This window comes from Synechococcus sp. BS56D (assembly GCF_004332405.1).
In the GTDB taxonomy this organism is placed as follows: domain Bacteria; phylum Cyanobacteriota; class Cyanobacteriia; order PCC-6307; family Cyanobiaceae; genus Synechococcus_C.
Window position 1 is genome coordinate 12,679 of record NZ_PHQU01000005.1, and the last position, 20,268, is coordinate 32,946.

General features: G+C 61.8%; 23 protein-coding genes and 2 tRNA genes. 12 read left to right on the forward strand and 13 right to left on the reverse strand.

Annotation, left to right across the window (positions count from 1 at the left end; genetic code table 11):
• Window positions 1-59 precede the first annotated feature (59 nt).
• From CWE17_RS07940 to CWE17_RS07965, 6 genes are all read right to left on the reverse strand, one after another.
• Window positions 60-599 carry a hypothetical protein gene (locus CWE17_RS07940; RefSeq protein WP_131456039.1) on the reverse strand — a complete coding sequence of 180 codons (540 nt, stop codon included), beginning with the start codon at window positions 597-599 and terminating at the stop codon, window positions 60-62.
• A 111-nt stretch (window positions 600-710) separates the two neighbouring features.
• Window positions 711-2,777, reverse strand: a complete 2,067-nt coding sequence (locus CWE17_RS07945) for an ATP-binding protein (RefSeq protein ID WP_131456041.1) — start codon at window positions 2,775-2,777, stop codon at window positions 711-713.
• A complete protein-coding gene (locus CWE17_RS07950; RefSeq protein ID WP_240789322.1) occupies window positions 2,774-3,364 on the reverse strand; it encodes a response regulator in 591 nt (196 codons plus the stop codon). The genes CWE17_RS07945 and CWE17_RS07950 overlap by 4 nt, the downstream gene beginning before the upstream one ends.
• Before the next feature lie 57 nt (window positions 3,365-3,421).
• Complete coding sequence (locus CWE17_RS07955) at window positions 3,422-4,294, reverse strand: LysR substrate-binding domain-containing protein (protein WP_131456042.1); 873 nt, start codon at window positions 4,292-4,294, stop codon at window positions 3,422-3,424.
• Between the two features lie 30 nt (window positions 4,295-4,324).
• Window positions 4,325-4,396: transfer RNA gene (locus tag CWE17_RS07960), tRNA-Thr, on the reverse strand.
• 10 nt (window positions 4,397-4,406) lie between these two features.
• Window positions 4,407-4,488: transfer RNA gene (locus tag CWE17_RS07965), tRNA-Tyr, on the reverse strand.
• 80 nt (window positions 4,489-4,568) lie between these two features.
• On the opposite strand from CWE17_RS07965, the gene aroQ reads away from it, so the two are divergent.
• The 3 genes from aroQ to CWE17_RS07980 are packed head-to-tail and all read left to right on the forward strand — an operon-like array spanning window position 4,569 to window position 5,982.
• Window positions 4,569-5,018, forward strand: coding sequence for a type II 3-dehydroquinate dehydratase (aroQ, locus tag CWE17_RS07970; protein WP_131456045.1), 450 nt, complete (start codon window positions 4,569-4,571; stop codon window positions 5,016-5,018).
• A complete protein-coding gene (locus tag CWE17_RS07975; protein WP_240789323.1) occupies window positions 4,975-5,664 on the forward strand; it encodes a tRNA-(ms[2]io[6]A)-hydroxylase in 690 nt (229 codons plus the stop codon). The genes aroQ and CWE17_RS07975 overlap by 44 nt, the downstream gene beginning before the upstream one ends.
• Window positions 5,665-5,724: 60 nt before the next feature.
• Window positions 5,725-5,982 carry a hypothetical protein gene (locus CWE17_RS07980; RefSeq protein ID WP_131456046.1) on the forward strand — a complete coding sequence of 86 codons (258 nt, stop codon included), beginning with the start codon at window positions 5,725-5,727 and terminating at the stop codon, window positions 5,980-5,982.
• Window positions 5,983-5,989: 7 nt separating this feature from the next.
• Here the strand turns inward: CWE17_RS07980 and CWE17_RS07985 are convergent, their stop codons facing one another.
• Window positions 5,990-6,574: an acireductone dioxygenase gene (locus CWE17_RS07985; protein ID WP_131456509.1), complete on the reverse strand. Its 585-nt coding sequence runs from the start codon at window positions 6,572-6,574 to the stop codon at window positions 5,990-5,992.
• Window positions 6,575-6,704: 130 nt separating this feature from the next.
• Between CWE17_RS07985 and cobI the strand changes: the two genes are divergently transcribed.
• Both cobI and CWE17_RS07995 read left to right on the forward strand, forming a co-directional pair.
• Window positions 6,705-7,478: a precorrin-2 C(20)-methyltransferase gene (cobI, locus tag CWE17_RS07990; protein ID WP_240789325.1), complete on the forward strand. Its 774-nt coding sequence runs from the start codon at window positions 6,705-6,707 to the stop codon at window positions 7,476-7,478.
• Between the two features lie 85 nt (window positions 7,479-7,563).
• Complete coding sequence (locus CWE17_RS07995) at window positions 7,564-8,187, forward strand: DUF4079 domain-containing protein (protein WP_131456513.1); 624 nt, start codon at window positions 7,564-7,566, stop codon at window positions 8,185-8,187.
• Here CWE17_RS07995 and CWE17_RS08000 read toward each other — a convergent pair.
• Genes CWE17_RS08000 through CWE17_RS08010 form a run of 3 tightly spaced genes read right to left on the reverse strand, consistent with a single transcriptional unit; the run spans window position 8,156 to window position 11,834 of the window.
• The gene (locus tag CWE17_RS08000; RefSeq protein ID WP_131456048.1) at window positions 8,156-10,186 is read right to left on the reverse strand and encodes a glycosyltransferase; all 2,031 of its coding nucleotides are present in this window, start codon (window positions 10,184-10,186) and stop codon (window positions 8,156-8,158) included. The two genes, CWE17_RS07995 and CWE17_RS08000, sit on opposite strands and share 32 nt — an antisense overlap.
• A 6-nt stretch (window positions 10,187-10,192) precedes the next feature.
• Window positions 10,193-11,230: a tRNA dihydrouridine synthase DusB gene (dusB, locus tag CWE17_RS08005; protein WP_131456051.1), complete on the reverse strand. Its 1,038-nt coding sequence runs from the start codon at window positions 11,228-11,230 to the stop codon at window positions 10,193-10,195.
• Between the two features lie 31 nt (window positions 11,231-11,261).
• The gene (locus tag CWE17_RS08010) at window positions 11,262-11,834 is read right to left on the reverse strand and encodes a hypothetical protein (RefSeq protein ID WP_131456052.1); all 573 of its coding nucleotides are present in this window, start codon (window positions 11,832-11,834) and stop codon (window positions 11,262-11,264) included.
• 52 nt (window positions 11,835-11,886) lie between these two features.
• Between CWE17_RS08010 and CWE17_RS08015 the strand changes: the two genes are divergently transcribed.
• The gene (locus CWE17_RS08015) at window positions 11,887-12,372 is read left to right on the forward strand and encodes a DUF1823 family protein (RefSeq protein WP_240789326.1); all 486 of its coding nucleotides are present in this window, start codon (window positions 11,887-11,889) and stop codon (window positions 12,370-12,372) included.
• A 23-nt stretch (window positions 12,373-12,395) separates the two neighbouring features.
• Here the strand turns inward: CWE17_RS08015 and CWE17_RS08020 are convergent, their stop codons facing one another.
• Window positions 12,396-12,779: a L,D-transpeptidase gene (locus tag CWE17_RS08020; RefSeq protein ID WP_131456061.1), complete on the reverse strand. Its 384-nt coding sequence runs from the start codon at window positions 12,777-12,779 to the stop codon at window positions 12,396-12,398.
• 147 nt (window positions 12,780-12,926) lie between these two features.
• On the opposite strand from CWE17_RS08020, the gene der reads away from it, so the two are divergent.
• Genes der through proC form a run of 6 tightly spaced genes read left to right on the forward strand, consistent with a single transcriptional unit; the run spans window position 12,927 to window position 17,657 of the window.
• Window positions 12,927-14,294 (forward strand): ribosome biogenesis GTPase Der, encoded by a 1,368-nt coding sequence (gene der, locus CWE17_RS08025; RefSeq protein ID WP_131456063.1) that lies wholly within the window; start codon window positions 12,927-12,929, stop codon window positions 14,292-14,294.
• 3 nt (window positions 14,295-14,297) lie between these two features.
• On the forward strand, window positions 14,298-15,212 hold the full coding sequence (locus tag CWE17_RS08030) for a CbiQ family ECF transporter T component (RefSeq protein WP_131456065.1): 915 nt from the start codon (window positions 14,298-14,300) through the stop codon (window positions 15,210-15,212).
• Between the two features lie 16 nt (window positions 15,213-15,228).
• Window positions 15,229-15,495, forward strand: a complete 267-nt coding sequence (locus CWE17_RS08035; RefSeq protein WP_131456067.1) for a PipX family protein — start codon at window positions 15,229-15,231, stop codon at window positions 15,493-15,495.
• Window positions 15,496-15,521: 26 nt separating this feature from the next.
• Window positions 15,522-16,187 carry a YggS family pyridoxal phosphate-dependent enzyme gene (locus CWE17_RS08040; protein WP_131456069.1) on the forward strand — a complete coding sequence of 222 codons (666 nt, stop codon included), beginning with the start codon at window positions 15,522-15,524 and terminating at the stop codon, window positions 16,185-16,187.
• A gap of 56 nt (window positions 16,188-16,243) precedes the next feature.
• On the forward strand, window positions 16,244-16,822 hold the full coding sequence (locus tag CWE17_RS08045) for a cell division protein SepF (RefSeq protein WP_131456071.1): 579 nt from the start codon (window positions 16,244-16,246) through the stop codon (window positions 16,820-16,822).
• Between the two features lie 52 nt (window positions 16,823-16,874).
• The gene (gene proC, locus CWE17_RS08050; RefSeq protein ID WP_240789352.1) at window positions 16,875-17,657 is read left to right on the forward strand and encodes a pyrroline-5-carboxylate reductase; all 783 of its coding nucleotides are present in this window, start codon (window positions 16,875-16,877) and stop codon (window positions 17,655-17,657) included.
• 15 nt (window positions 17,658-17,672) lie between these two features.
• Here the strand turns inward: proC and CWE17_RS08055 are convergent, their stop codons facing one another.
• Both CWE17_RS08055 and CWE17_RS08060 read right to left on the reverse strand, forming a co-directional pair.
• Window positions 17,673-18,845: a glycosyltransferase family 4 protein gene (locus CWE17_RS08055; RefSeq protein ID WP_131456075.1), complete on the reverse strand. Its 1,173-nt coding sequence runs from the start codon at window positions 18,843-18,845 to the stop codon at window positions 17,673-17,675.
• 30 nt (window positions 18,846-18,875) lie between these two features.
• Window positions 18,876-20,255 carry an MFS transporter gene (locus CWE17_RS08060; RefSeq protein ID WP_131456077.1) on the reverse strand — a complete coding sequence of 460 codons (1,380 nt, stop codon included), beginning with the start codon at window positions 20,253-20,255 and terminating at the stop codon, window positions 18,876-18,878.
• Window positions 20,256-20,268: the final 13 nt, after the last annotated feature.

A 20,268-nucleotide genomic window follows, 5' to 3' on the forward strand; every position in this document is an offset into this window, starting at 1 on the left:
GGGCCCGTTCAATCGCAGCCGCATCGGTTTGATGCCGATCAGAGAAGGAGCGTCTTTGGTCAGAGCTGGTCCTGCATCGAAACGGTCTTCAGGCAGGCTTCGAGCATGTGCGTTAATTCGCGACTTGCAGGATGAGCGGCTACTTCAGGTCTCATCAATAGAGCAATGTCACCATCGGCTGGTGAAAGTTTGCTGCTCAGGTGGAAGGTGTTGATCCAAGGCGCATGGTCAAAATCATTCTCTAGTGGCAAGAGCAAGGCGTCGATAATTCGGTCATGCAAAAGCTCCAGGCTGCGCATGGGTTCATTCAGTCTTGATGAACCTGCAAGCCAGCCTTTGGGTATGCATGCGTCATGAAGGTGATCCATCCATCGGCATGCCTCTAGCCGTAAGCGTCCTTTGCCATCCAGCCGTGCCCGCTGGTGTACTTGCCGCTCCAGGTTCAGGAGCGTTGTATCTCCTTGAATTCGCCAACGACCACGCTCCTTTTCGATCGTGAGTCGAAATGCTTTGGCGCATTTGCGCTGATTGCGGCTGACGCTGGTCTGATGTTGTCGCAGGAGTGTGCCGACTGGTTCTCCTGCTTGCAGCCAGAGCAAACCATCCAGGCTGCTGAGCATTTCGAGACTGACCACGCCCCGGTTTCACAGCCGCTCGCTCAATCCTCTGGCCGCGATTGCACAGGGGCAATCCCCAGTACTGGGTAGGGCTCAGCTCAGTGGGTCGATCGGAAAAATCAGTTGGGCCAGCAGGCCACCGCTGCTGGCGTTGCGGAGCTGCAACTCGCCGCCGTGGTTGTCAATGGCACTTCGCACCAGGAACAATCCCAGACCGCTGCCCTCAGGCTTTGTACTGGTCAGCGACTGTTCGATCAAGCGCTTTTCGGCGATGCCCGGACCGTTGTCCAGCACGTCGATCTGCCAGGTTTTATTGGCTCGATGCAGATGAATGTTGATGCTGGGATCTGCTTGGGGGTCGGTTTGGCTCTCGATTGCTTCGATCGCATTCCTGATCAGATTGATCAGGGCGATCTGCAGCTGGGTAGCATCACCCTGAATGAATGCTGTGCCATCCGGCAACGCATCCAGGGATTCAATATTGAGCCAGCTGGCAACATCAGGATTATTGGAGCTGATGTAGTGCACGCTGCTCATGATCACCTGCTTAAGGTCAACGCTCTTGTGCTCACTGTTGGTGTTGCGCAATAGGGAGCGAATTTTCTCGCTGATTTCAGCAATGCGTTGAGTTTGGTTGTTGATGAGCGTGAGCTGGCTAGTGAGCTGATCGGTGTGATCGCTTATTGGTTGGGGCGGTAGTGATTGCAGCAAGTACTCCGATGTGAGCCGAAGAATGCTGATTGGCTGGTTGATTTCGTGGGCAATCGATGCCGCTTCCAGGCTGACTCGCAGTTTGTTGCTCATCTGAGCGAGAGCTATTTCGTCCTTGGCGCGTTGCTGGGCAAACAGATCAATAATCTGGGTTTCTTTCTCGCGTAATTGGCTGGTGAGTTGGTTGAAAGCCATCACCATCGCCTGAATCGCCTGGTTGAGATCTTGGATCTCTCGGGTGCTGTCCAGCTCTAAGTCGCATTGAAATGAGAGGGGCTGGGGTTCATCGCTCATGCTTGCGATCTGCGTTTCTGTGTCTTTGCTGGCCTGTTTGAGCGCTGTCAGCGGCGTCAGTAATCCACGGATCAGTCGCTGATTGATCAGAAGTGTGATGCCAAGAGCTGACAGGCTTATCAAGAGGGTGATCAGTAGACCGCTTTGCAGCGTCGACACCTCTTGAGTGGCAGCAATGCCTGTCAGCAGCATCCAGTCGAGCCCTTCCTGGTCTCCCCAGGGCGTGGCTTTGATTAGAAAAGGTTTGCCGTTGATCTGCACAAGGCTGGTCGGGCCGGGCTGGATCTTCTCCGCGTCTGGTTGAAACTTCTCCCGCAGCTTGCTGGCTAGTGGGGATGGCAGTTCGCGGAGGTTACGCCGGCGTGTTTCAGAGGCAGTGCGAATGAAGGTGAGCTCGGGTTGGGAGCTGGCGACCAGATCACCGTTTCTTTCGACAATCAGGGCTAGACCAGTGTTGTTGGTCCAGGCGTTTTTCAGCCAGCTGCTGAGTTTGTTGATGATCATGTCAACCCCCACAACGCCGATCAATCTCTTGTTCTGGTCGTAGACAGGTGCGTTGTAGGAAATGGAGAAAGTATTGGGCTGATCTTCCCATGCGTAGATGCGACTCCAGGTAGGTTTTCCTGCCTTGACGGTGTCGACATACCAGGCCTCTTCATGGGAGGTGGTCATGTCAGGAATGACGCTGATGTGTTGATCGCGCTTGCCGTCGTCGCCCATGCTGAAGATGAGCATCTTGCCCCTTCCGAAGCGAGCGCTGTCTTCGTTGTGGTAGTAAAGGTTGTCCTGGCTTTTCTCAATCCCTAGAAAGGTGCCATCGGTGGCGCCATAGTTGATGTAATCAACAGGAAATGATTTCAGTTGTCGCCAGAAGCGCTGACTCAGCTTGTCGAAGTTGTGCAGAAGTTCGGGCTCTGAGGTGATGGCGGCTTCGTTCAGGCCATTGATGATCGTGGGGTAACTGAGTTTTTTGCTCAGGCGTTCCGACACCTGTACGGCTGTGAGATTGGCGCGTTGCGCTTCGCTCTGATGGATGCCGCTGTCGCGACCCACGAAATAGCTGAGAACGCTGAGAGAGCCCGCCACGAGGATGAGCTGCAGCCCCGTGGCACGCGTCAGTTTGCTGGCAAGCGATCGCAGTCTCTTCTGGGTCATTGGATCCCTTGCCGTTGCGTGAACAGAGTGGCAACGCGGATCAGCTCGGCACCGCTCATGCCCAGGGTGCTCGCAATTGCTTTGCGATGGGTCTCCACCGTGGCAACCGAGCAGCCGATCAGCTCAGCAATCTCCTTGGTGCTCTGCCCAGTCCCGATGAGGTTGTAGATCTCCTGTTGCCGCCGCGTCAGCTGCTGCTCGGCGGGTTGCAGGATGCTGTTCAGGCTGTTGCGAAGGCTTGCAAAGGCGTTGGCCTTGTCGATCACAGCTTTCACGGCTGGCTGGAGGTCAATCGGGCAGACGAACTGTTCGGCAGCTCCGGAAAGAACGATCAGCTGGATTCCTGCATGACGCACCACGAGATCGCGTCCGAGAGCGCTGCCCTCGCCATCGGGGAGTTGAAGATCGAGGAGGGCGAGATCGAGTTGGTGCTCCCGGCTGATCGCTTCGGCGGCAGCGACGGTCTGCGCTTTGAAGACGGTGTTGATTTCATTGAATGATTCGACCACCGATCCGAGTAGATCAAGAAGGATGCGCTCGTCTTCCACTACGAGGCAATGCAAAAGCCTGCAACCGCTGGATTTCATCGTGGCATTCCAGATGTAGCCATTGGATGGCGTCTGGCAGTAGAGGACCGACTGCGCTCAGGATGCCAGCTCAAGCTCTGGTAAGCGGCACTTCAGTTGAGTCAGTCGCTGTTTCAGCTCCTGAATCAGCGCCGTGATCGCAGGTTCGTCGCGCAGCTCACGACGTGTGACCAGAGTCTCGCCTGATTGAAAGGGCAGTGTGTAAGGCAGTGGAACGAGCCCCTCACCGGAGACTGCCTGGCTGAGACAGTGGCCATAGACGATGGGCACATCCTTGGCGCTGCGCCCTTCCCAGCGATCCTGGCGATAACGGCTCATGTGCACCGGAGTGTTCCAGAGGCCGAGCGTTTTCAGTTCTTGTTCGACCACGGGATAGGCGCCATCCGGCAGAGCCAGGCTCGGGAAGGCCTGGAGATCGCTCAAGTGGATGTCTGCTTCCTTCAGCAGTGGGTGATCCGCTTTGACCAGCAGATGCAGCGGCATGGTGCAGAGGTGCACAGCACAGAGTTCGGGGTCGTCGGCGGCAGGGAGATCCGGCAGGCCGCAGATCCATGCATCGCAGATTCTTTGGCGCAGTAGGGATAGGTTGGGCTCCATCCCCACCAGATTGGAGAGACCGGCGATCCAACCGCAGGGCTCGGGTGTGCAAAGCAGGGGCAGGGTCCAGTAGGTTGCCTCCAGCCGGAGGGGATGCAGTCCCGACAGGCGGGCCCTCCGGTGGACCTCCCGCTCCATGTTCAGCAGGGTCTGATCACCAGTCAGGACCCACTCCTGATCATGCTTTTCCAGAGTGATCCCGAAGCTGCTGGCGCAGGTTCGCTGCCTACGGCTCACCGACGATTGGTCGAGACTCAGGCGGCTAGCCACTTCCCGACCGGTTCTCAACCAGATCAGCCCATCGAGGCAAGCGAGGGAGTCGAGATCAACCATGGCTTTGGTGCCGAGCCATCGTTGGATGGAAGCCCTTGACGAGACTTGAACTCGTGACCTCTCCCTTACCAAGGGAGTGCTCTACCGCTGAGCTACAAGGGCATGTGGAAGGTGGGCCGGGTTGGATTTGAACCAACGTAGGCAGAGCCAGCGGATTTACAGTCCGCCCCCATTAACCACTCGGGCACCGACCCGAACCACACCGCAAGAACTTACCAGCCCGCGGGACCATCACCCCTCGATACGATCAGCTCGACATGCATCGCATCGGGCCATGCGCCTCCTGCTGCTCAACGGCCCCAATCTCAACCTGCTCGGGCGCCGAGAGCCTGGGCTCTACGGAGTTGAGACCCTGGACGTGATCGAACAGCGTTTGATCCAGAGGGCCGAGGCCGAAGGTGTGCAGCTGGAGTGTTTCCAGAGCAACTTCGAGGGTGCCCTGGTGGAGCGAATTCATCAGGCGATGGGCCAGATGGATGGAATTCTCATCAATGCCGGTGCTTACACCCACACCTCCGTGGCTCTGCGGGATGCGCTGTTGGGGGTGGCGATTCCCTATGTAGAACTGCATCTCAGTAACACCCATGCCCGGGAGCCATTCCGGCATCACTCCTATCTGGCGGATCGTGCCGTCGGCGTCGTGAGTGGATTTGGGGCGGCGAGTTACGTTCTGGCCCTGGATGGCCTACTGCAGCACCTGCGGGCTGCCTCTGCCCGTGGCTGAGGCCGCTGCTGTCACACCGGTGGCCAGCATCCGCTGGCTGGCGGCTCCTACCAGCGCCCTCTGGGTGCAACAGGCCATCGCCCGCCCGATGGAGGTGCTGATCGATCACGCCCACTGTGAACGCAAGGCGGCCGGCTCCGCGGTGCAGCTCATGTTTCGCTATCTCTGCGAGCCGGGCCTCGGCGAGGTGCTCAGCCCTTTGGTGCGAGAGGAGCTGGAGCATTTCGAGCAAGTGTTGGCTCTTCTCAAGGCACGCGGTCGCTACCTCGAGCCGCTGCCATCGCCGGGCTACGGAGCCCAGCTTGCCAAGCATGTGCGTCGTGGTGAGCCGGAGCGGATGCTGGATTCCTTCCTGGTGGCAGGCCTGATCGAAGCCCGTAGCCACGAACGGATGGCCCTACTGGCGCAGCACAGCCCGGATCCGGAACTTCGTGATCTGTATGCGGGGCTGCTGCAAAGCGAGGCACGCCATTTCGGGCTCTATTGGGTGCTCTGCGAGGAGCGCTGGCCGCGGGACGTGATTGTTCCAAGGTTGCAAGCGTTGGCTTTCGCCGAGGTGGAAGTGCTCTCCGGCGAACTCGAGCGCCCCGAGGATGTGCGGATGCACTCCGTTGGAATCCGCAAGCAAAGTCCAAAAGAAGCCTGAAGAGACGCGCCACTGTCTGTGGCCGGTTTTAGGATTGACCCAGTTCTTGCGGGTGTCGTGATGGCTGATCCAGCGGTGACGGTGAAGACAACCGTGGCAGCGGCTGTGGCTGACTCTCTGCAGGCCCTCCGTAACGGCACGACAGAGGAGCAGTGGGATGGCCTGAAAGCCAATCCGCTGGTTCGGGATCTGATCAGCCGATGCGCCGACCTCGAGGCAGCCCTGCTGTTGGCTGATGCCACGGGATCAGGGGCCAGAGGTGATGTTCTGCAGAGGCTTCGGGCGCCGGTGGATGCACGGCTGCTGCTTGCTGCCTGAGGCTCCCTTAGTTCAGGAGCGGGTAGCGGCTGGCGATTGGGTCACCCGTGAATTGGGCGACCCAGCCCTCTGGATTATTGAAGAACCGGATGGCGCAGAAGGACGGAGCAGACCCCATATCGAACCAGTGCTTGGTGCCGGCAGGAACGGCGATCCAGTCATCGGCGCAGCACAGCACCTGGACCACCTCATGGCCCAGATGGAGGCAGAACAGCCCCTGCCCTTCCACAAAGAAGCGCACTTCGTCTTCAGCGTGGGTGTGCTCATTCAGGAACTTGGAGCGGAGCGTTTCCCGATCGGGATGCTCAGGGGTCATCCGGATGGCATCGACCGTGCCGTAGCCACCGCTGCTTTGCACGGCAGCAACCTCATGGGCATAGGCCTTGAGGATCGCCTCCTGGTCAGCGCCTGACGGCAGGGATTGGCGTGCTGGCCAGCGCTCGAAACGGATGCCACGTTCCAGGAGTTCTGCCTGAATCGTGCCTGGATCATTGCTTTCCAGGCTGGGCAGGGGCGAGAGGTCATCATCGGGATTCCCTGGACCCTCACCGGGGATGTGGCTTGGGGCGGGAAAGATGCGCAGATGACTCATCGCTCCCTGAAGCTGCTGGGACATCCATCTTGCCTGGGGCTGGCTGCCGCCACCGGCTGGCCTGCCATTGCTTTACGACTGATCGGGCTGACTTAGAACGAGACGATTCGTTTGCCTCTTCTCGAATCCTGTGGACCTGCGAAGTGAGAGGCCAGCCGCATCTCCAGGGGTGGTGCTCCTGGGGGTGGGGCCTGGAGATCCAGACCTTCTCACCCTTGCTGGCTATCGAGCGTTGAGGGCTGCGGATGTTGTGGCTTACCCGGTCGCTTCGCTCACGGCCTCGGGGATGGCGCTCACGATCGTGGAGCACTTTTTGGAGACTGGGCAACGGCAACTGCCCTTGGTGTTTCCGATGGTTCGGGAGGCCGAGCCGTTGCGGGCGGCCTGGCTGGCGGCAGCCAATGCATTGGCTGCCGAGGTGGCCGCGGGCCAGCGCGTGGTGTTTCTCTGCGAAGGGGATGTCTCTCTGTTTGCAACAGGGAGTTATGTGTTGCTGGCACTCCAAAAACACCATCCGGAATGCCCGTTGCAGGTGATTCCAGGGGTGTCCTCGGTCGCGGCCGCTGCTGCGGCCGGAGCCTGGCCTCTGGCCTTTCAGCAGGAGGCTCTTCTGATTCGACCCTGCCCAGACCGCCCCGACGATTTACTCGCCCTACTCGAGCAGGCGCGCCAGCAGGCGATGGTGTTGGCTCTGCTCAAGCTCGGCCATCGTTGGCTCTGGGTGCAGCCGTTGTTGGAGCAGCAGGGCCTGCTGGCCGAGGCCCTGTTTGCTGAGCGTGTCGGCTGGCCCGATCAGCATGTGATCACGGCCGATGCTGTCTCAGCCCAGAAAAGGCCTTATTTCTCCCAGCTTCTGATCCGGCAGAGATCGCAGGGCGTTCCCAGTCCGCCGGTTCTGCCGTAGAAGTGCTGCCTTAAAGGTGAAGGTGCAGTTCTTGGTCGCGATCGGCTCCGTGGTGTCAGAGCTTTCACTTCCCACCCTCACCCCGATGCAAGGCCTCGCCCTCTTGCATCCCGTCCTGATCATTCTGTTTGTGTATCCGGTGGTGGGGGCGACGATCCGCCTGGGAATCTTGGCTCGCGAGCGCCGGCTCCAGATCAATCCGATTCCACCGACGGTGCCGATCGAGCATGCCGACCATGGGCGTTGGCTGACGGGGGCTGTTGTGCTGGCGGTGCTGATTGCCTTCGGTCACGATGTGGCGTCTGCCTGGGCTGAAGGAATGCCCGCGGCGGCCGACCGTGCAGCGCGTTTAGCCGGAATCCTGCTTGCTTCCATCGGCGTCGCAGCCGCCTATGGGGGGCTATTGCGCACAGGTCGGACTGGGCGGCGTTTGCTCTGGGCCTTCGCCTGCTGGTTGGGTTTGTTGGTGCTGGGGGCTCAGCCGGAGGTGGAGCGTCTCGCTGATTCCCCATTGCAATTGGCCTTCTGGCAGTCCCATTACTGGGGTGGTGTGTTGCTCGCAGGGATGCTTCTGCTCTCGGTGGCTTTGCAAAAGGAAATCGGACGTCGTGATGCGGTGCGCCGACTTCACGTAGTGATCAATGTGCTGGTGGCTCTGCTCCTCGCTACACAGGCGATTACCGGCACTCGCGATCTGCTGCTGGGCTGACTCTCTGCGGCACCAGGCTGCGTTGAAACGGTGCCGGTCCGCGCCATGGGGGCAGGATTCGCTGGCAGAGCACAAGCAAAGAGATCCATTCCCCGCCGGCCTGGCGCTCCACCCAGCAGCCAGGACGGGTGAACAGCCAGCGGCAGAGGTTGCGGCGTTCATGGGATGAGAGCGGCTGCCAGCGCAGGGCGAGTTGACCGGCCAGTTTCCTGCTGGTGGATGGCTCCCATGGCGTAACCCCGAGGGCTGGCAGCTCATCGGACCAACGAAGCTTGGTACTGGCAACGATCGGTGGTGGGCGGCCAGGCAGCTGTACTTCCACACCGCTTTCGCTGATCGCTGTGATCCGGCAGGGGTGGTGATGACCTCCAGCGTCCTCAAGGGCTGCTGAGAGCGAGAGCTGCTGCCAGGGGGCTGGATCGGAGGCGGCGGGATCCCAGCAGGCTCGAAGGGCGACCAGCAGGCTCAGGGTATTGAGGGTGGCCCACAACAGGCCCAGGAGCTGTCCCTGGGTCGTCATCCCCTCAAGGGCCGTCTCAGGAGTTAGGAGGCCCGCCAGGTTGATGAGGTTGAGCGATAGCAGCGCCAGCAGCGGCATCACCAGGCCCAGGCTCCAGCTGCCCCGGTCGCGCCGTTGATGCTTCGGCGTCACCCGGAAACCATGGAAACGGCCGAGCATGCGGCTGATCACGGTGAGGGTGAGCGGCACCGTCAAGACCCACCCGGTCAGTTCGCTCAGGAAGGCGGCCCTTGAGCCGCGATTGAGCCAGCCCAGGCTCAGAAGCAGCGTCGCCCAGAGCGGCAGTAGCAGAGAGATGATCGCCTCAGGGGTCAGCAGGATTGGCACCACACCGAGCAACCCGTAGCTCAAGGGCATCAGCATGAGCACAAGCCGGGGCAGGTTGTTGCACCAATGCAGCACTCCCTCGAGGTAGGCGATCCGCTGGCCGAGGCCTAGTCCTGGCGCCAGCGGGCCATCCGCTAGTCGCAAACTCTGGAGCGTCCCGGCAGCCCAGCGCTGTCGCTGGCGCACGAAGTCGGCCATCGTTTCTGCCGCCAGGCCAGCACTCAGCTTCTCCTGCAGGTAGAGCAACCGCCATCCGCTGCGGCGCAGGGCGATTCCGGTGACAAAGTCCTCCGACATTGCCTGCTCAACAAAGCCTCCAACAGCATCAAGGGCGGCGCGACGTGCCAGAAAGGAGGTGCCGGCGCAGACCACGGCATCCCAGCCGTCACGCACCGGTTCGATCCAGCGGTAGAAACTCTCTTCATCGGGAAGTAGGCGCTGCTCCATTCCGAGATTGCGCATCACAGGATCGGCATTGATGAAGTTCTGCGGTGTCTGCACCAGGGCGACACCCGGTTCCATCAGAAAACCGATGCAGCGTTCAAGAAAGTGGCATTGTGGGATGAAATCGGCATCGAACACGGCCACGAGTTCGCCGTTGCAATGGCGCAAACCGTGGTTCAGGTTGCCGGCCTTCGCGCCGTTCCGCTGGGGGCGATGCAGATAGCGACAGCCCAGTTCAGCAGCAAGCTTCCGAACCTCTTTGCGTCCGCTGTCATCCAGCAGCCAGACGGTGCTGTTGGAGTAGGTCTGATTGCAGCAACCCACAAGGGTCCGTTCGAGGACGGCGAGTGGTTCTCCTTTGGTGGGTACAAGGATGTCCACCCAGGGTCGCCAGCCACTGGCTCTCCATCGCTGTTCGCATTGCTCCACCTCGTTGCGGCGGTCGGGGAATGACCGCCAGGCCAGCCAGAGGGGCACCAGTCCTGTGAGTAGCAGCAAGCCTTCGCTCAGCAGGAGCAGCAGGCTGAGGCTGGTGCTCAGGGTTGTGGTGAGGTTGAGGCTGGCGCTCAGTCGCCACACCAGGTAACGGGCTGTGAGCAGGGTGATCAGCAGGATCAGACTGCGTCGAGCCCAGAGGGGAGAGCTCTGCTCTGGACGACGTTGAAGCCAGAGGGGCCAAAGCAGAACCAGGAGGGGCAGCAGGTTCACGGCGCTTCAGCAGCCGGGGGGGGCTGTTGCCAGCGACCGGCCTGCGGCATCGAGAAGAGCGATCGCGTCAGCGGGCGTCGGGGCACGCATCAGGGCGTGGCGGAGCTGGGGCGCTCCACTGAAGCCGGTGCAGGTCCAGCTCATGTGTTTCCTGGCGATCAGGAGCCCGTGATCGCCGCGGCAGTCCACAAGGGCCAGCAGCTGTTCACGCGCAATGGCCAGCCGATCGGCCGCGGCTGGAGTCGTGGGGATAGGCCGACCAGCCAGGGCGGCATCGATCTGCCCGACCAGCCAGGGCGCGCCCATCGTGCCGCGCCCCACCATCACCCCATCCGCTCCAGTGGTCTCCAGGCAACGGAGGGCATCGTCCGGGTTGTTCACATCGCCGTTGGCGATGACCGGAATCGCCAGGTGTTGTTTCACCGCTGCGATCGAAAGCCAGTCGGCCTGCCCCTTGAAGCCCTGTTCGCGTGTGCGGCCATGCAGGGTGAGCAGCTGAGCACCAGCGCCTTCCAGCCGTCGGCACCAGGCCACGGCCGCGGCGCTACTGCCGTCTTCACCGCACCAGCCAAGACGGGTTTTCACGGTCACCGGCAGGGTCACAGCGGCAGCGACCGTCTCAACAATCCGACAAGCCAGATCCTGATCGCGGATTAAGCCGCTGCCGCCGCCCTTGCGGGCGATTTTTCGCACCGGGCAGCCCATATTGATGTCGATCAGGAAGGCACCCGCTGCTTCCGCACGCCGGGCAGCCTCTGCCATGGCCTGCGGGCGGTGATCGAAAAGCTGCACGCCGATCGGCCCGGATTCCTCGGCCAGTTCCTCGACCTTGCGCCGGCCATGGCCAAGTTCAAGGCTCGTGGCGTTGACCATTTCCGTGAACAGGAGTGCATCCGGTGCCCAGCGCCGCACCAGGCTTCGAAAGATCCGATCACTGACGCCGGCCAGGGGTGATTGCAGAACTCGGCAGCGCAGCCGCCGCGGCGTACCCAGTCCGGGGAGTGTGAGGTCGCTTTGAAAACGCGGGGGGGCAGGAAGCGACATCGATCGCTGAACTACCTCTCCATCCTGCCCTTCAAGCAGCGTTCTCGTGGTTGCTCAAGCGCGCACGACTGCGGGCAACCTGCTGTTCAATTGCATTGCGCAGCCAGGCGGTGGTGGACCAGTCCTCTGCCTGGGCCAGACGCTCCACCTCCTGGGCAAGATCCACCGGCAACTGCAGATCAAACGACTGGATGCTGTGGGGGGCTGCAGGACCCCCTGGTAGCGGGGCATCAACGTGCAGCAGCTGCACTTTGAGCACCTCCAGGCGGGTGCCTGGACGCCCCCCGCCTTTGCGCACCTGCCTCAGGGTGAGACGCACGGCAGATCCAGCTCGCACCTGACTCAGTTGCCGAGCTGGCAGGGGCTGATCGCGACGGTCGCAATAGACCGGACGACTCCGCTCTGATGCCACTGAGTAGGTGAAGGTCACCCGGCCATCGGCGTCCCAGGGCATGGCCAGGCCCTCACGGCCCTGTAGGAACTTGCGGCGATCGCGGCGGGCCCTGCGAAGCACGCTGTCGGGCAGGCGGAAGCTCAGGCGGTGCGTGGACTGAGCCGAGTCGATCCGACTCGCGCTATCGAGACTCGTGTCAAACACATACATCCGTCGAAGGTAATGGAAGGATTAAGGAGTTGCTCGGTGCTGTCGTGAAACGATGGCTTCGGGTCTGATTGGTCTGATGACGGCGCAACCTTGGCCGCTCAGCGCGGCTCTACTGGAACGGATCCTGGAGGACCGCCTATCCGATCGCTTTGTGGCGACGCTGGTCTGGGAGAGGCTTGGTTATCAACCCCGCTCTCCAGGAGAGCCCTGGTGTGCAGGACCTGAGACTCCTGAGCCCTGGAGGCTGGCCTACCCCCAGGCTCCGGAGGTGATTGCCACACGACCAGCCTCCGTGCAGCTCACCCGTTCGGTGCCGCCGGAGCACAAGCAACTGCTCAAACAGCAGCTCGGTTTTCAGGGGTACCGCATCGGTGCCCTCTACCCCCGGCGTACGCGGAGGGCCACGGCGGTCAACTGGTTGCTGGCCTGGTTGGCGGGGCGGGGTGATCCCTTGCCGGAGCAGGGGCCTGTGCCGGAGTTATTGCCAGCGCCTGAGGATCCGGTGCGAGGTCATCCCGGGGACCCGCCGGTGAGCTGAAGGCCCTGCGCGGGCCCCCGGGCTCACACTTGGATGATCACCTTGGTTCCTTTGGGGGTGTTCTCAAACAACCAGCGAGCCTGATGGGTGGGCATGCGCACGCAGCCATTGCTGCGGGGTACGCCAAAGGCCTGGCCGGCGTCTTCCTGCCAGGGGGCTCCGTGCATGCAGATCAGTTCATTGGCGGTGATGCACATGGCGTAGGGCACGCCCGGGGCCACATAGTTCCGCCCTCGCATGGTCACAGAGCGGTATTTCGTGAGCACAGAGGCCTCGCCGGTCGGGGTCGGTGTGGATGCTTTGCCGGTGCTGACGGGAATCACGCGCACAACCTGCTGGTTGCGGTCCAAGACGGTGAGTCGCTGGTCGGAGAGGTCGACGACGAGGGTTGCAATGAGCTCGAGCATGGCTTGTGACGCTTGCTGCACTGCCCAAGGGCTAGCGGTCTCGACTGGGTCTCATTAGTCTCTCTTAGAAAGATTTCCTATTCCTCCTCCTTGAGTGCCTGGAGGGGTGCCTCTGTACTGTCAAGGAAGTCCCTTCCCTTGTCTGTCTTGGCGCGTCCGGTTGTCGCGATCATCGGGCGTCCCAATGTCGGCAAGTCGACGCTGGTGAATCGCCTGTGCCGCACGCGCGAGGCGATCGTCCATGACGAGCCCGGAGTCACCCGCGACCGCACCTATCAGGACGGCTATTGGGGGGATCGTGAATTCAAGGTGGTTGATACCGGTGGTCTCGTTTTCGACGATGACAGTGAGTTTCTGCCGGAGATTCGCGAGCAGGCCAATCTGGCCATGGCCGAAGCTTGTGTGGCTGTCGTCATCGTGGATGGGCAGCAGGGGGTAACAGCCGCTGATGAGGCGATCGCCGAATGGTTGCGCACCCAGCGCTGCCCCACGCTCTTAGCGGTCAACAAGTGCGAGTCTCCCGATCAGGGGCTGGCCATGGCGGCTGAGTTCTGGGGTTTGGGTCTGGGCGAGCCCCACCCGATTTCCGCGATTCATGGTGCAGGAACCGGGGATCTTCTGGATCAGGTGCTCACCTTTCTTCCTCCCAAGGAGGAGGAGGGCGAGGACGATGAACCGATCCAGATGGCGATTGTCGGTCGTCCCAATGTGGGTAAGTCGAGTCTGCTTAATTCCATTTGCGGCGAGCAGCGCGCGATCGTGAGCCCGATTCGCGGTACCACGCGCGACACAATTGATACCCAGCTTGAGCGCCAGGGCATGCCCTGGCGGCTGGTGGACACCGCGGGCATTCGCCGCCGGCGCAGTGTCAACTATGGGCCTGAATTTTTTGGGATCAATCGCAGTTTCAAGGCGATTGAACGCAGTGATGTCTGCGTGCTTGTGATCGATGCTCTCGATGGTGTGACCGAGCAGGATCAGCGTCTCGCTGGTCGAATCGAAGAGGAGGGTCGCGCCTGTGTGGTGGTGGTGAACAAATGGGATGCGGTCGAGAAGGACAGCCACACCATGCCGGCGATGGAGAAGGAGCTGCGCGCCAAGCTCTACTTCCTCGATTGGGCGCCCATGTTGTTCACCTCCGCTCTGACCGGCCAGCGGGTGGACAGCATCTTTGCGCTCGCGGCACTCGCGGTGGAGCAACATCGGCGCCGGGTCAGCACTTCGGTTGTCAATGAAGTGCTCAAGGAGGCCCTCAGCTGGCGCAGTCCACCGACCACCCGCGGAGGTCGTCAAGGTCGGCTGTATTACGGCACTCAGGTGGCCAGCCGTCCACCGAGCTTCACCTTGTTCGTGAACGATCCCAAGCTGTTTGGCGATACCTACCGTCGCTATGTGGAACGCCAGATCCGCGAAGGGCTTGGTTTCGATGGCACTCCTTTGAAGCTGTTCTGGCGGGGTAAACAGCAGCGGGATGCGGAGCGAGATTTGGCTCGCCAGCAGAACCGTCAGGACTAAACGATGGACTGGCTGAGGCAGATCCCCATCGGGCAGTACGTGGATGGCCGTGAGAGCTGGCTGCGACTGATTGATCCACGCCTCAAGTTCGCTTGGGTGCTGCTTTTCTTGCTCACCCCTGTGCTGGCCGGTCCGATCTGGCGGCTCTCCCTTCTGGGTCTGCTGCTTCTGCTCACGCTGCTGAGTGGTCTGCCGCCAAGGCTCTGGTGGCGTTCGTTGCTCTTGCTTGCTCTGCTCGGCGGCGGCGTGGGGCTGCTGGCTGCGTTCCTGCCCACTGGTGATCCCGCTGCCTCTTGGCCCCTTCGCTCACCCCAGGAACTTCCCGGCCTCTCACTGCAGGTGCCCTCTTGGGACATCTGGCGGCTGGGCCCTGTCCGGCTTGGTCCACTCAGCCTTGGTCCGCTTGTGATTGATCGGCGTTCCGCCGAGCTGGGCCTCAGCAGCGCCACGCTCATCATCACGGTGATTCACAGCGTCAATTTGATGCTGCTGACAACCCCAAGTGAAGACTTGGTCTGGGCGCTGAGCTGGGGTCTCGCCCCTCTGGCTTGTCTAGGTGTTCCGGTGGAGCGCTTGAGTTTTCAGCTCTTGCTCGCACTGCGCTTCCTTCCGCTGGTTCAGGAGGAGCTCCAGAATCTGATGCGTGCCTTAGCCAGTCGTGCGGTGAACCTGCGCAGGCTCGGGTTCAAAGCGTCCTTCGGCCTTGTTCTTTCTGTTGGAGAGCGATTGCTCGCCAACATCTTGCTGAGGGCCGAACAGGGGGCGGATGCGCTGCTAGCCCGGGGCGGCCAATGGCACCGGGCTTCGCATTTTCGCGCCGCTTCGAAGACCACTCCGGCCTCGGCTGTTCTCAATTCTTTGGCAACGATTGTCCTCTTGCTGATGGTTGGTTTGCGTGGGAAGTACGGTGCACTGTGATTCCTGATTTGAATCTGTGGGCGCCGAGCGCTATCTGAATCACCCCACCTTCGGCATGCTGTATCGCGTCGCGCCGGCGGGAGAGGGCCGTGATATCTACGCCACGCTGTATGCACAGCGGATGTTTTTCCTTGTCACGCTGCAGCCCCGTGGTGCTCAGTTTGAGGTGATCCCCTACCAGGATGCGCGCCATCACGCTGAGCTCAACTTGGCACGCAGCCGACGCGATGGAGCCGCTGATCAGGAGCTCTGGCGGGAGCTGTTCGACCAGACGTTCATCTGAGTGCGGTCTCTGCGCCTGTTTTGACCATGATCGAAGCGGATCTTTCGAGGCGTTGGGCAGAGCTCGGGGAAGCCTTGCCGCCTTCAGCCCGCCTGCTTGCGGTCAGTAAAGGCCATCCTGCGGAGCCGATCCGTTTCCTTGCAGGACTCGGGCAGCAGGACTTTGCAGAAAGCCGTCTTCAGGAGGCGCTGCCCAAGCAGGAGGCCTTAGGGGACCTGCAGGATCTGCGTTGGCATTTCATCGGTCGTCTGCAGGCCAACAAGGTGCGTCAGGTGGTGAGGGCATTCCCCGTCATTCACTCGATTGATTCCTTGGCCCTGTGCCGGAGGGTCTCGCGGATCGCGGAGGAGGAGCAGCGTCATCCCCAGTTGATGCTTCAGGTCAAGCTGCGCCCAGATCCGAGCAAGGGCGGCTGGGACCCTGAGGACCTTCGGGCTGCCTGGGAGGAGCTGCAAGGCCTTCCCCATCTACGGATCACCGGCCTGATGACGATGGCCCCGCTGGGGCTGGAGTCGCAGGAGCGATTGGCGCTCTTTCAGGAGTGCCGGCGGTTGGCGGATGACCTGGGGCTTGATGAGTGCTCCATGGGGATGAGCGGTGACTGGCAGGACGCAGTAACGGCCGGAGCGACCTGGGTTCGGCTCGGTTCAGCTCTGTTCGGTGCGCGGCCCTTGCAGCAATCTGCTGGTTAACGCTTGCTCCGGCTCCGACGGAGCGCTATTCAGGGTCAAGGTTTCGCAGACTCCAGGTGTCGCTGATTTCCCGCCTTCGCGCCGTTGTTGCCGGTGATGACTATCTCGATGGCGACTATGACGATCTCGACTACGACACCGGCGAAGAGCATGAGGCTGATTCCGGTGCCACCCATGCCAGCGGTGGCGCTCTCGCACCGCTCAGTTCTGACAATCCCTTCGGTAGCGACTCCCCTTTCGGCGGCAGCTCGAATGTGATCGGGATGCCCGGTATCAGCACTGCGGCGGCTGAGGTCATGCTCATGGAGCCCCGCAGCTTTGATGAGATGCCGAAGGCGATTCAGGCGCTGCGCGAGCGCAAAACCGTGATTCTCAACCTCACGATGATGGAACCCGATCAGGCTCAGCGTGCGGTGGATTTTGTGGCGGGGGGCACCTTTGCCATCGACGGCCACCAGGAGCGGGTCGGTGAAAGCATCTTCCTGTTCGCTCCAAGCTGCGTGAGCGTGACCAACGCCGGCCACGAAGAGGCCTCCTCCCCCACGGTGGTGAGCCGAGATGTGGAGCAGTCATCCGCTGAGGCCAGCGTGGCTCCTGCCCCAGCCTGGGGCGGTGCGACTGCCGCTGCGCTTTGAGCCCTGCTTCAGCACTGTGCCTGACTCTCTGGGGGTGATCGGCCTGGGTCGGATGGCCCAGGCTCTGCTGATGCCTCTGCTTGAGCAGGGTGTTGTCGCGGCCGGCGATGTGATCGCGGTTGTTGGACAAGCGTCAACCTGCCAGCGCTTAGCGACGTCCTTGCCCAAGGGGGTGCATCTTTTGGCTGCAGCGGATCCGGAGGCTCGTTCGGTTTGGACGTGCAATGTCCAGCTGCTGGCGATCAAGCCCCATCAGCTTGATGGGGTTGCGGCTTCTGCACCGCCTGTGCCGGAAGGGATGTCCCCGATTCTGATTTCTGTTCTGGCTGGTGTGCCCCTCGAGCGCCTTGAGGCGGCCTTCCCCGGACGACGCTGCGTTCGTGCGGTTCCAAATACCCCGTGTCTGGTGGGGGCTGGCCTCACTGGTCTGGCCTGGGGGCAGGGGCTCACTCCAGAGGATCAGCAGCGGGTCAAGGCATTCTTTTCTCCGGTCAGTGAGGTTCTTGAGCTGGGCGAGTCGCTTTTGGATGCGTTCTTGGCTCTCACCTCGTCCGGTCCGGCCTATGTGGCCATGGTGGCGGAGGCGATGGCTGATGGCGCCGTCGCCGCAGGCCTGCCCCGCGATCTCTCCCATCACCTGGCCCATCGCACGCTGGCCGGTACGGCCGCTTTGCTGAAGGAGCAGGAGCTGCATCCCGGCCAGCTCAAAGACATGGTGGCGTCACCTGGTGGCACCACCATGGCCGCTCTCCGTAAGTTGGAGCAGGCAGGCCTTCGCTCCGCACTGATCGAGGCGGTTGTGGCTGCGTCTGAACACGGCCGAAACCTGCGCTGATGGTTCAGCCGGTCATCAAGCAGCGTGGCTGGTGCGGGTTCTGAGTAGCTCGGCGTACAGGGCTTCGATCGCTTCGATATTGCGGCTGAGGGTGTAGCGCTCCAGAACCCGCTCGCGGGCCCGTCGGCCCAGTTCGGCGCTGAGCACCTCCTGGTCGCGTAGCACTGGTAGGAGGGTGCGCAGCTGGGTGGTGACCCCCTGGGTGCTCAGCACGATGCCTGCTCCTTCGTTGAGCACTTCCCCATCGGCACCAGCGTCTGTGGCCACGCAGGCACAACCGCAAGCCATCGCTTCCAGCAGGGCGAGCGAGAGGCCTTCCACCAGGCTCGGGAGAACGAACACTTCGGCTGCCTGCATCAGGGCAACCCGGGTGCTGAGGTCTGACTCGTAACCCCACCAGGTCACGCTGCCATTGCCATGGGCGTTTTGCAGGGTGGTTCGGAGGGGGCCGTCTCCCACGACCACCAACCGGCAGCCACGGGGATTGACCAGCCGCCAGGCCTTGAGCAGGGCCTCGACATTCTTTTCGGTGGCGATCCGCCCCATGTAGAGGAAAATCCGGTCGTCGCCCAGTCGTTCGCGCACCGCCTGCTGCCCTGGGCTGACCGTGCTGGGATCCCCTGGGGCCCAGCAGTGGGGGTCGACGCCATTGGGAATCACGGCCAGCCGCTCTTCACGAACTCCGAGTCGGGCCAGCACTTCAGCCTGCAGATCGGAGAACACGATCACCCTGTCGTAGCGGGCCAGGGCCGGTGCATACAGCTGGTAGGTCAGTTGTTGCGTGCCAGCGGTGAGGTTGCGCAGGCCGGCATCGAAGGGTGGGTGAAAGGTGGCGACCAGAGGCACTCCCAGTTGCTGGCAGAGGTCTGGGAGGCGGAAATCCAGGGGGGAGAGGGTGAGACTGGCGTGGACCAGATCGGGCTGAAGCCGTTCTAGGGATTCGCGTAATTCCCTTTGAGCCCCTGGTGAAGGGATTGTGTAAACCTGCGATTTGATGAGGTACGGCAGGCTGACGTCCGGATCGTTCGCCAGAAGCGAGGTGGTTCGGTTGGCCGGGGCCTCCGGGTTGTCGAAATGGATGAAGCTGGTCTGATGGCCACGGGCCTTCAGGGCTTCCGTGGTGCTCAGCCCGTAAGTGACGTTGCCGCAGAACGGTGATTTCTTGCCCAGCCAGGCGATATGCGCCACCTGCTGCTTCCCCTCTGCTGAACAAGAAAGTTAGCAGCGCTTCCAGGGGCGCTCCACTAGTGCAGCAATCAGAGCGAGGATCGCTAGCAGTCCCAGCACCGGGGAGAGGCCCACACGGCTCACCAGGGTCCCCGCCAGCACGAGCGGAAGACTGAGGGCGATATTGATCAGATTGTTCTGCAGTCCGAACACGCGCCCCCGCTGGTGTTCAGGGGTGTCCTCCTGAATCGTGGTCTGGGCTGGAATCGCCACGAGGGCAGCACCTACGCCGAGGATTCCGCAAAGGCCCAGGGTCCCGCTCAGGGAGCCCTTGAACTGGCTCAGCAGGAGCAGCGACCAGGTGATCGTTCCCAGACCGGCTGCCGTCAGGCGGCGGCGGCTGAAGCGATGGCCGAGTTGGGCGGTTAATACAGCCCCCACGGCCATGCCCAGACCACTCATGGCCAGCAGAGTGCCAAAGCCGGAGGGGCCGAGGTTGGTGATCAGGGCGGCGAGCTGGAGGGCCAGCACATAGAGGGCCGCCAGCAGGCTGTAGAGCAGCACCAGATGCACCATGGCGCTTCGCACGGTCGGAAAGTGCCTGAGAACCTGCAGCCCTTCGACGATCTCCTGCCAGACGGAGCGTCCAGAGCTGGTTCGGGGGGGCTCATCCCGCCGGATCGCCAGCAGGCTCAGGGCCGCCATGCCGTAGCAAAAGGGCAGCAGGGTGAATTCCCCACCGGGAATACCGAGCCGCTCCGAGGCCAGGTTGAGGGCGCGAAGGATCGGTTCCCCAAGGGCGAAGCCCACGATCGTGGCGCCCATGCTCGTTGTTTGGTAAAGAGAGTTGGCAGCGAGCAGGTGTTCTCCTGGCACCAGCAGCGTGATCGCGGCTTGTTCCGCCGGTGCGAAGAACTGGGTCAGGATTGACTCCAGAAAGGTCATCACAAGGAGTCCCCAGTAACCCCAGGGCAATCCGAGGATCTGGGGGCCGGGGATCAGACAGAGCGGTGTGAGCAACACCAGGAGCGCCCGCAGGCCGTTGGAGGCCACCATCACCCGACGCTTGGGCCAGCGGTCCACCCAGACCCCAGCCACGCTTCCTAGCACCATGGCGGGAATGGTGTTGGCGACAAAGATTCCGGTGGCCAGCAGCGTGATCACCTGGGTGCGGGTGCTGATATCGAAGCCGTAGTCGGACGCGACATCGGCCAGGACCCCGTTTTGCTGCTGCGTCAGCAGCAGGTGCTGATCGATCAAGAAGACCATCAGCACGATGTAGAACTTGTCGGCCAGCTGGGAGAAGATTTGGCCGATCCAGAGTTTGCGGAAATCCTCAAGCCTGAGAACGGCCTGGAGACCACGTCCCCCTTCTGGATTGCCCCCGGTCGGTAGGGCTGGTTCCGGGGTGTTCAGAGATGGACCGCTCAAAGTGGCTGCCGTG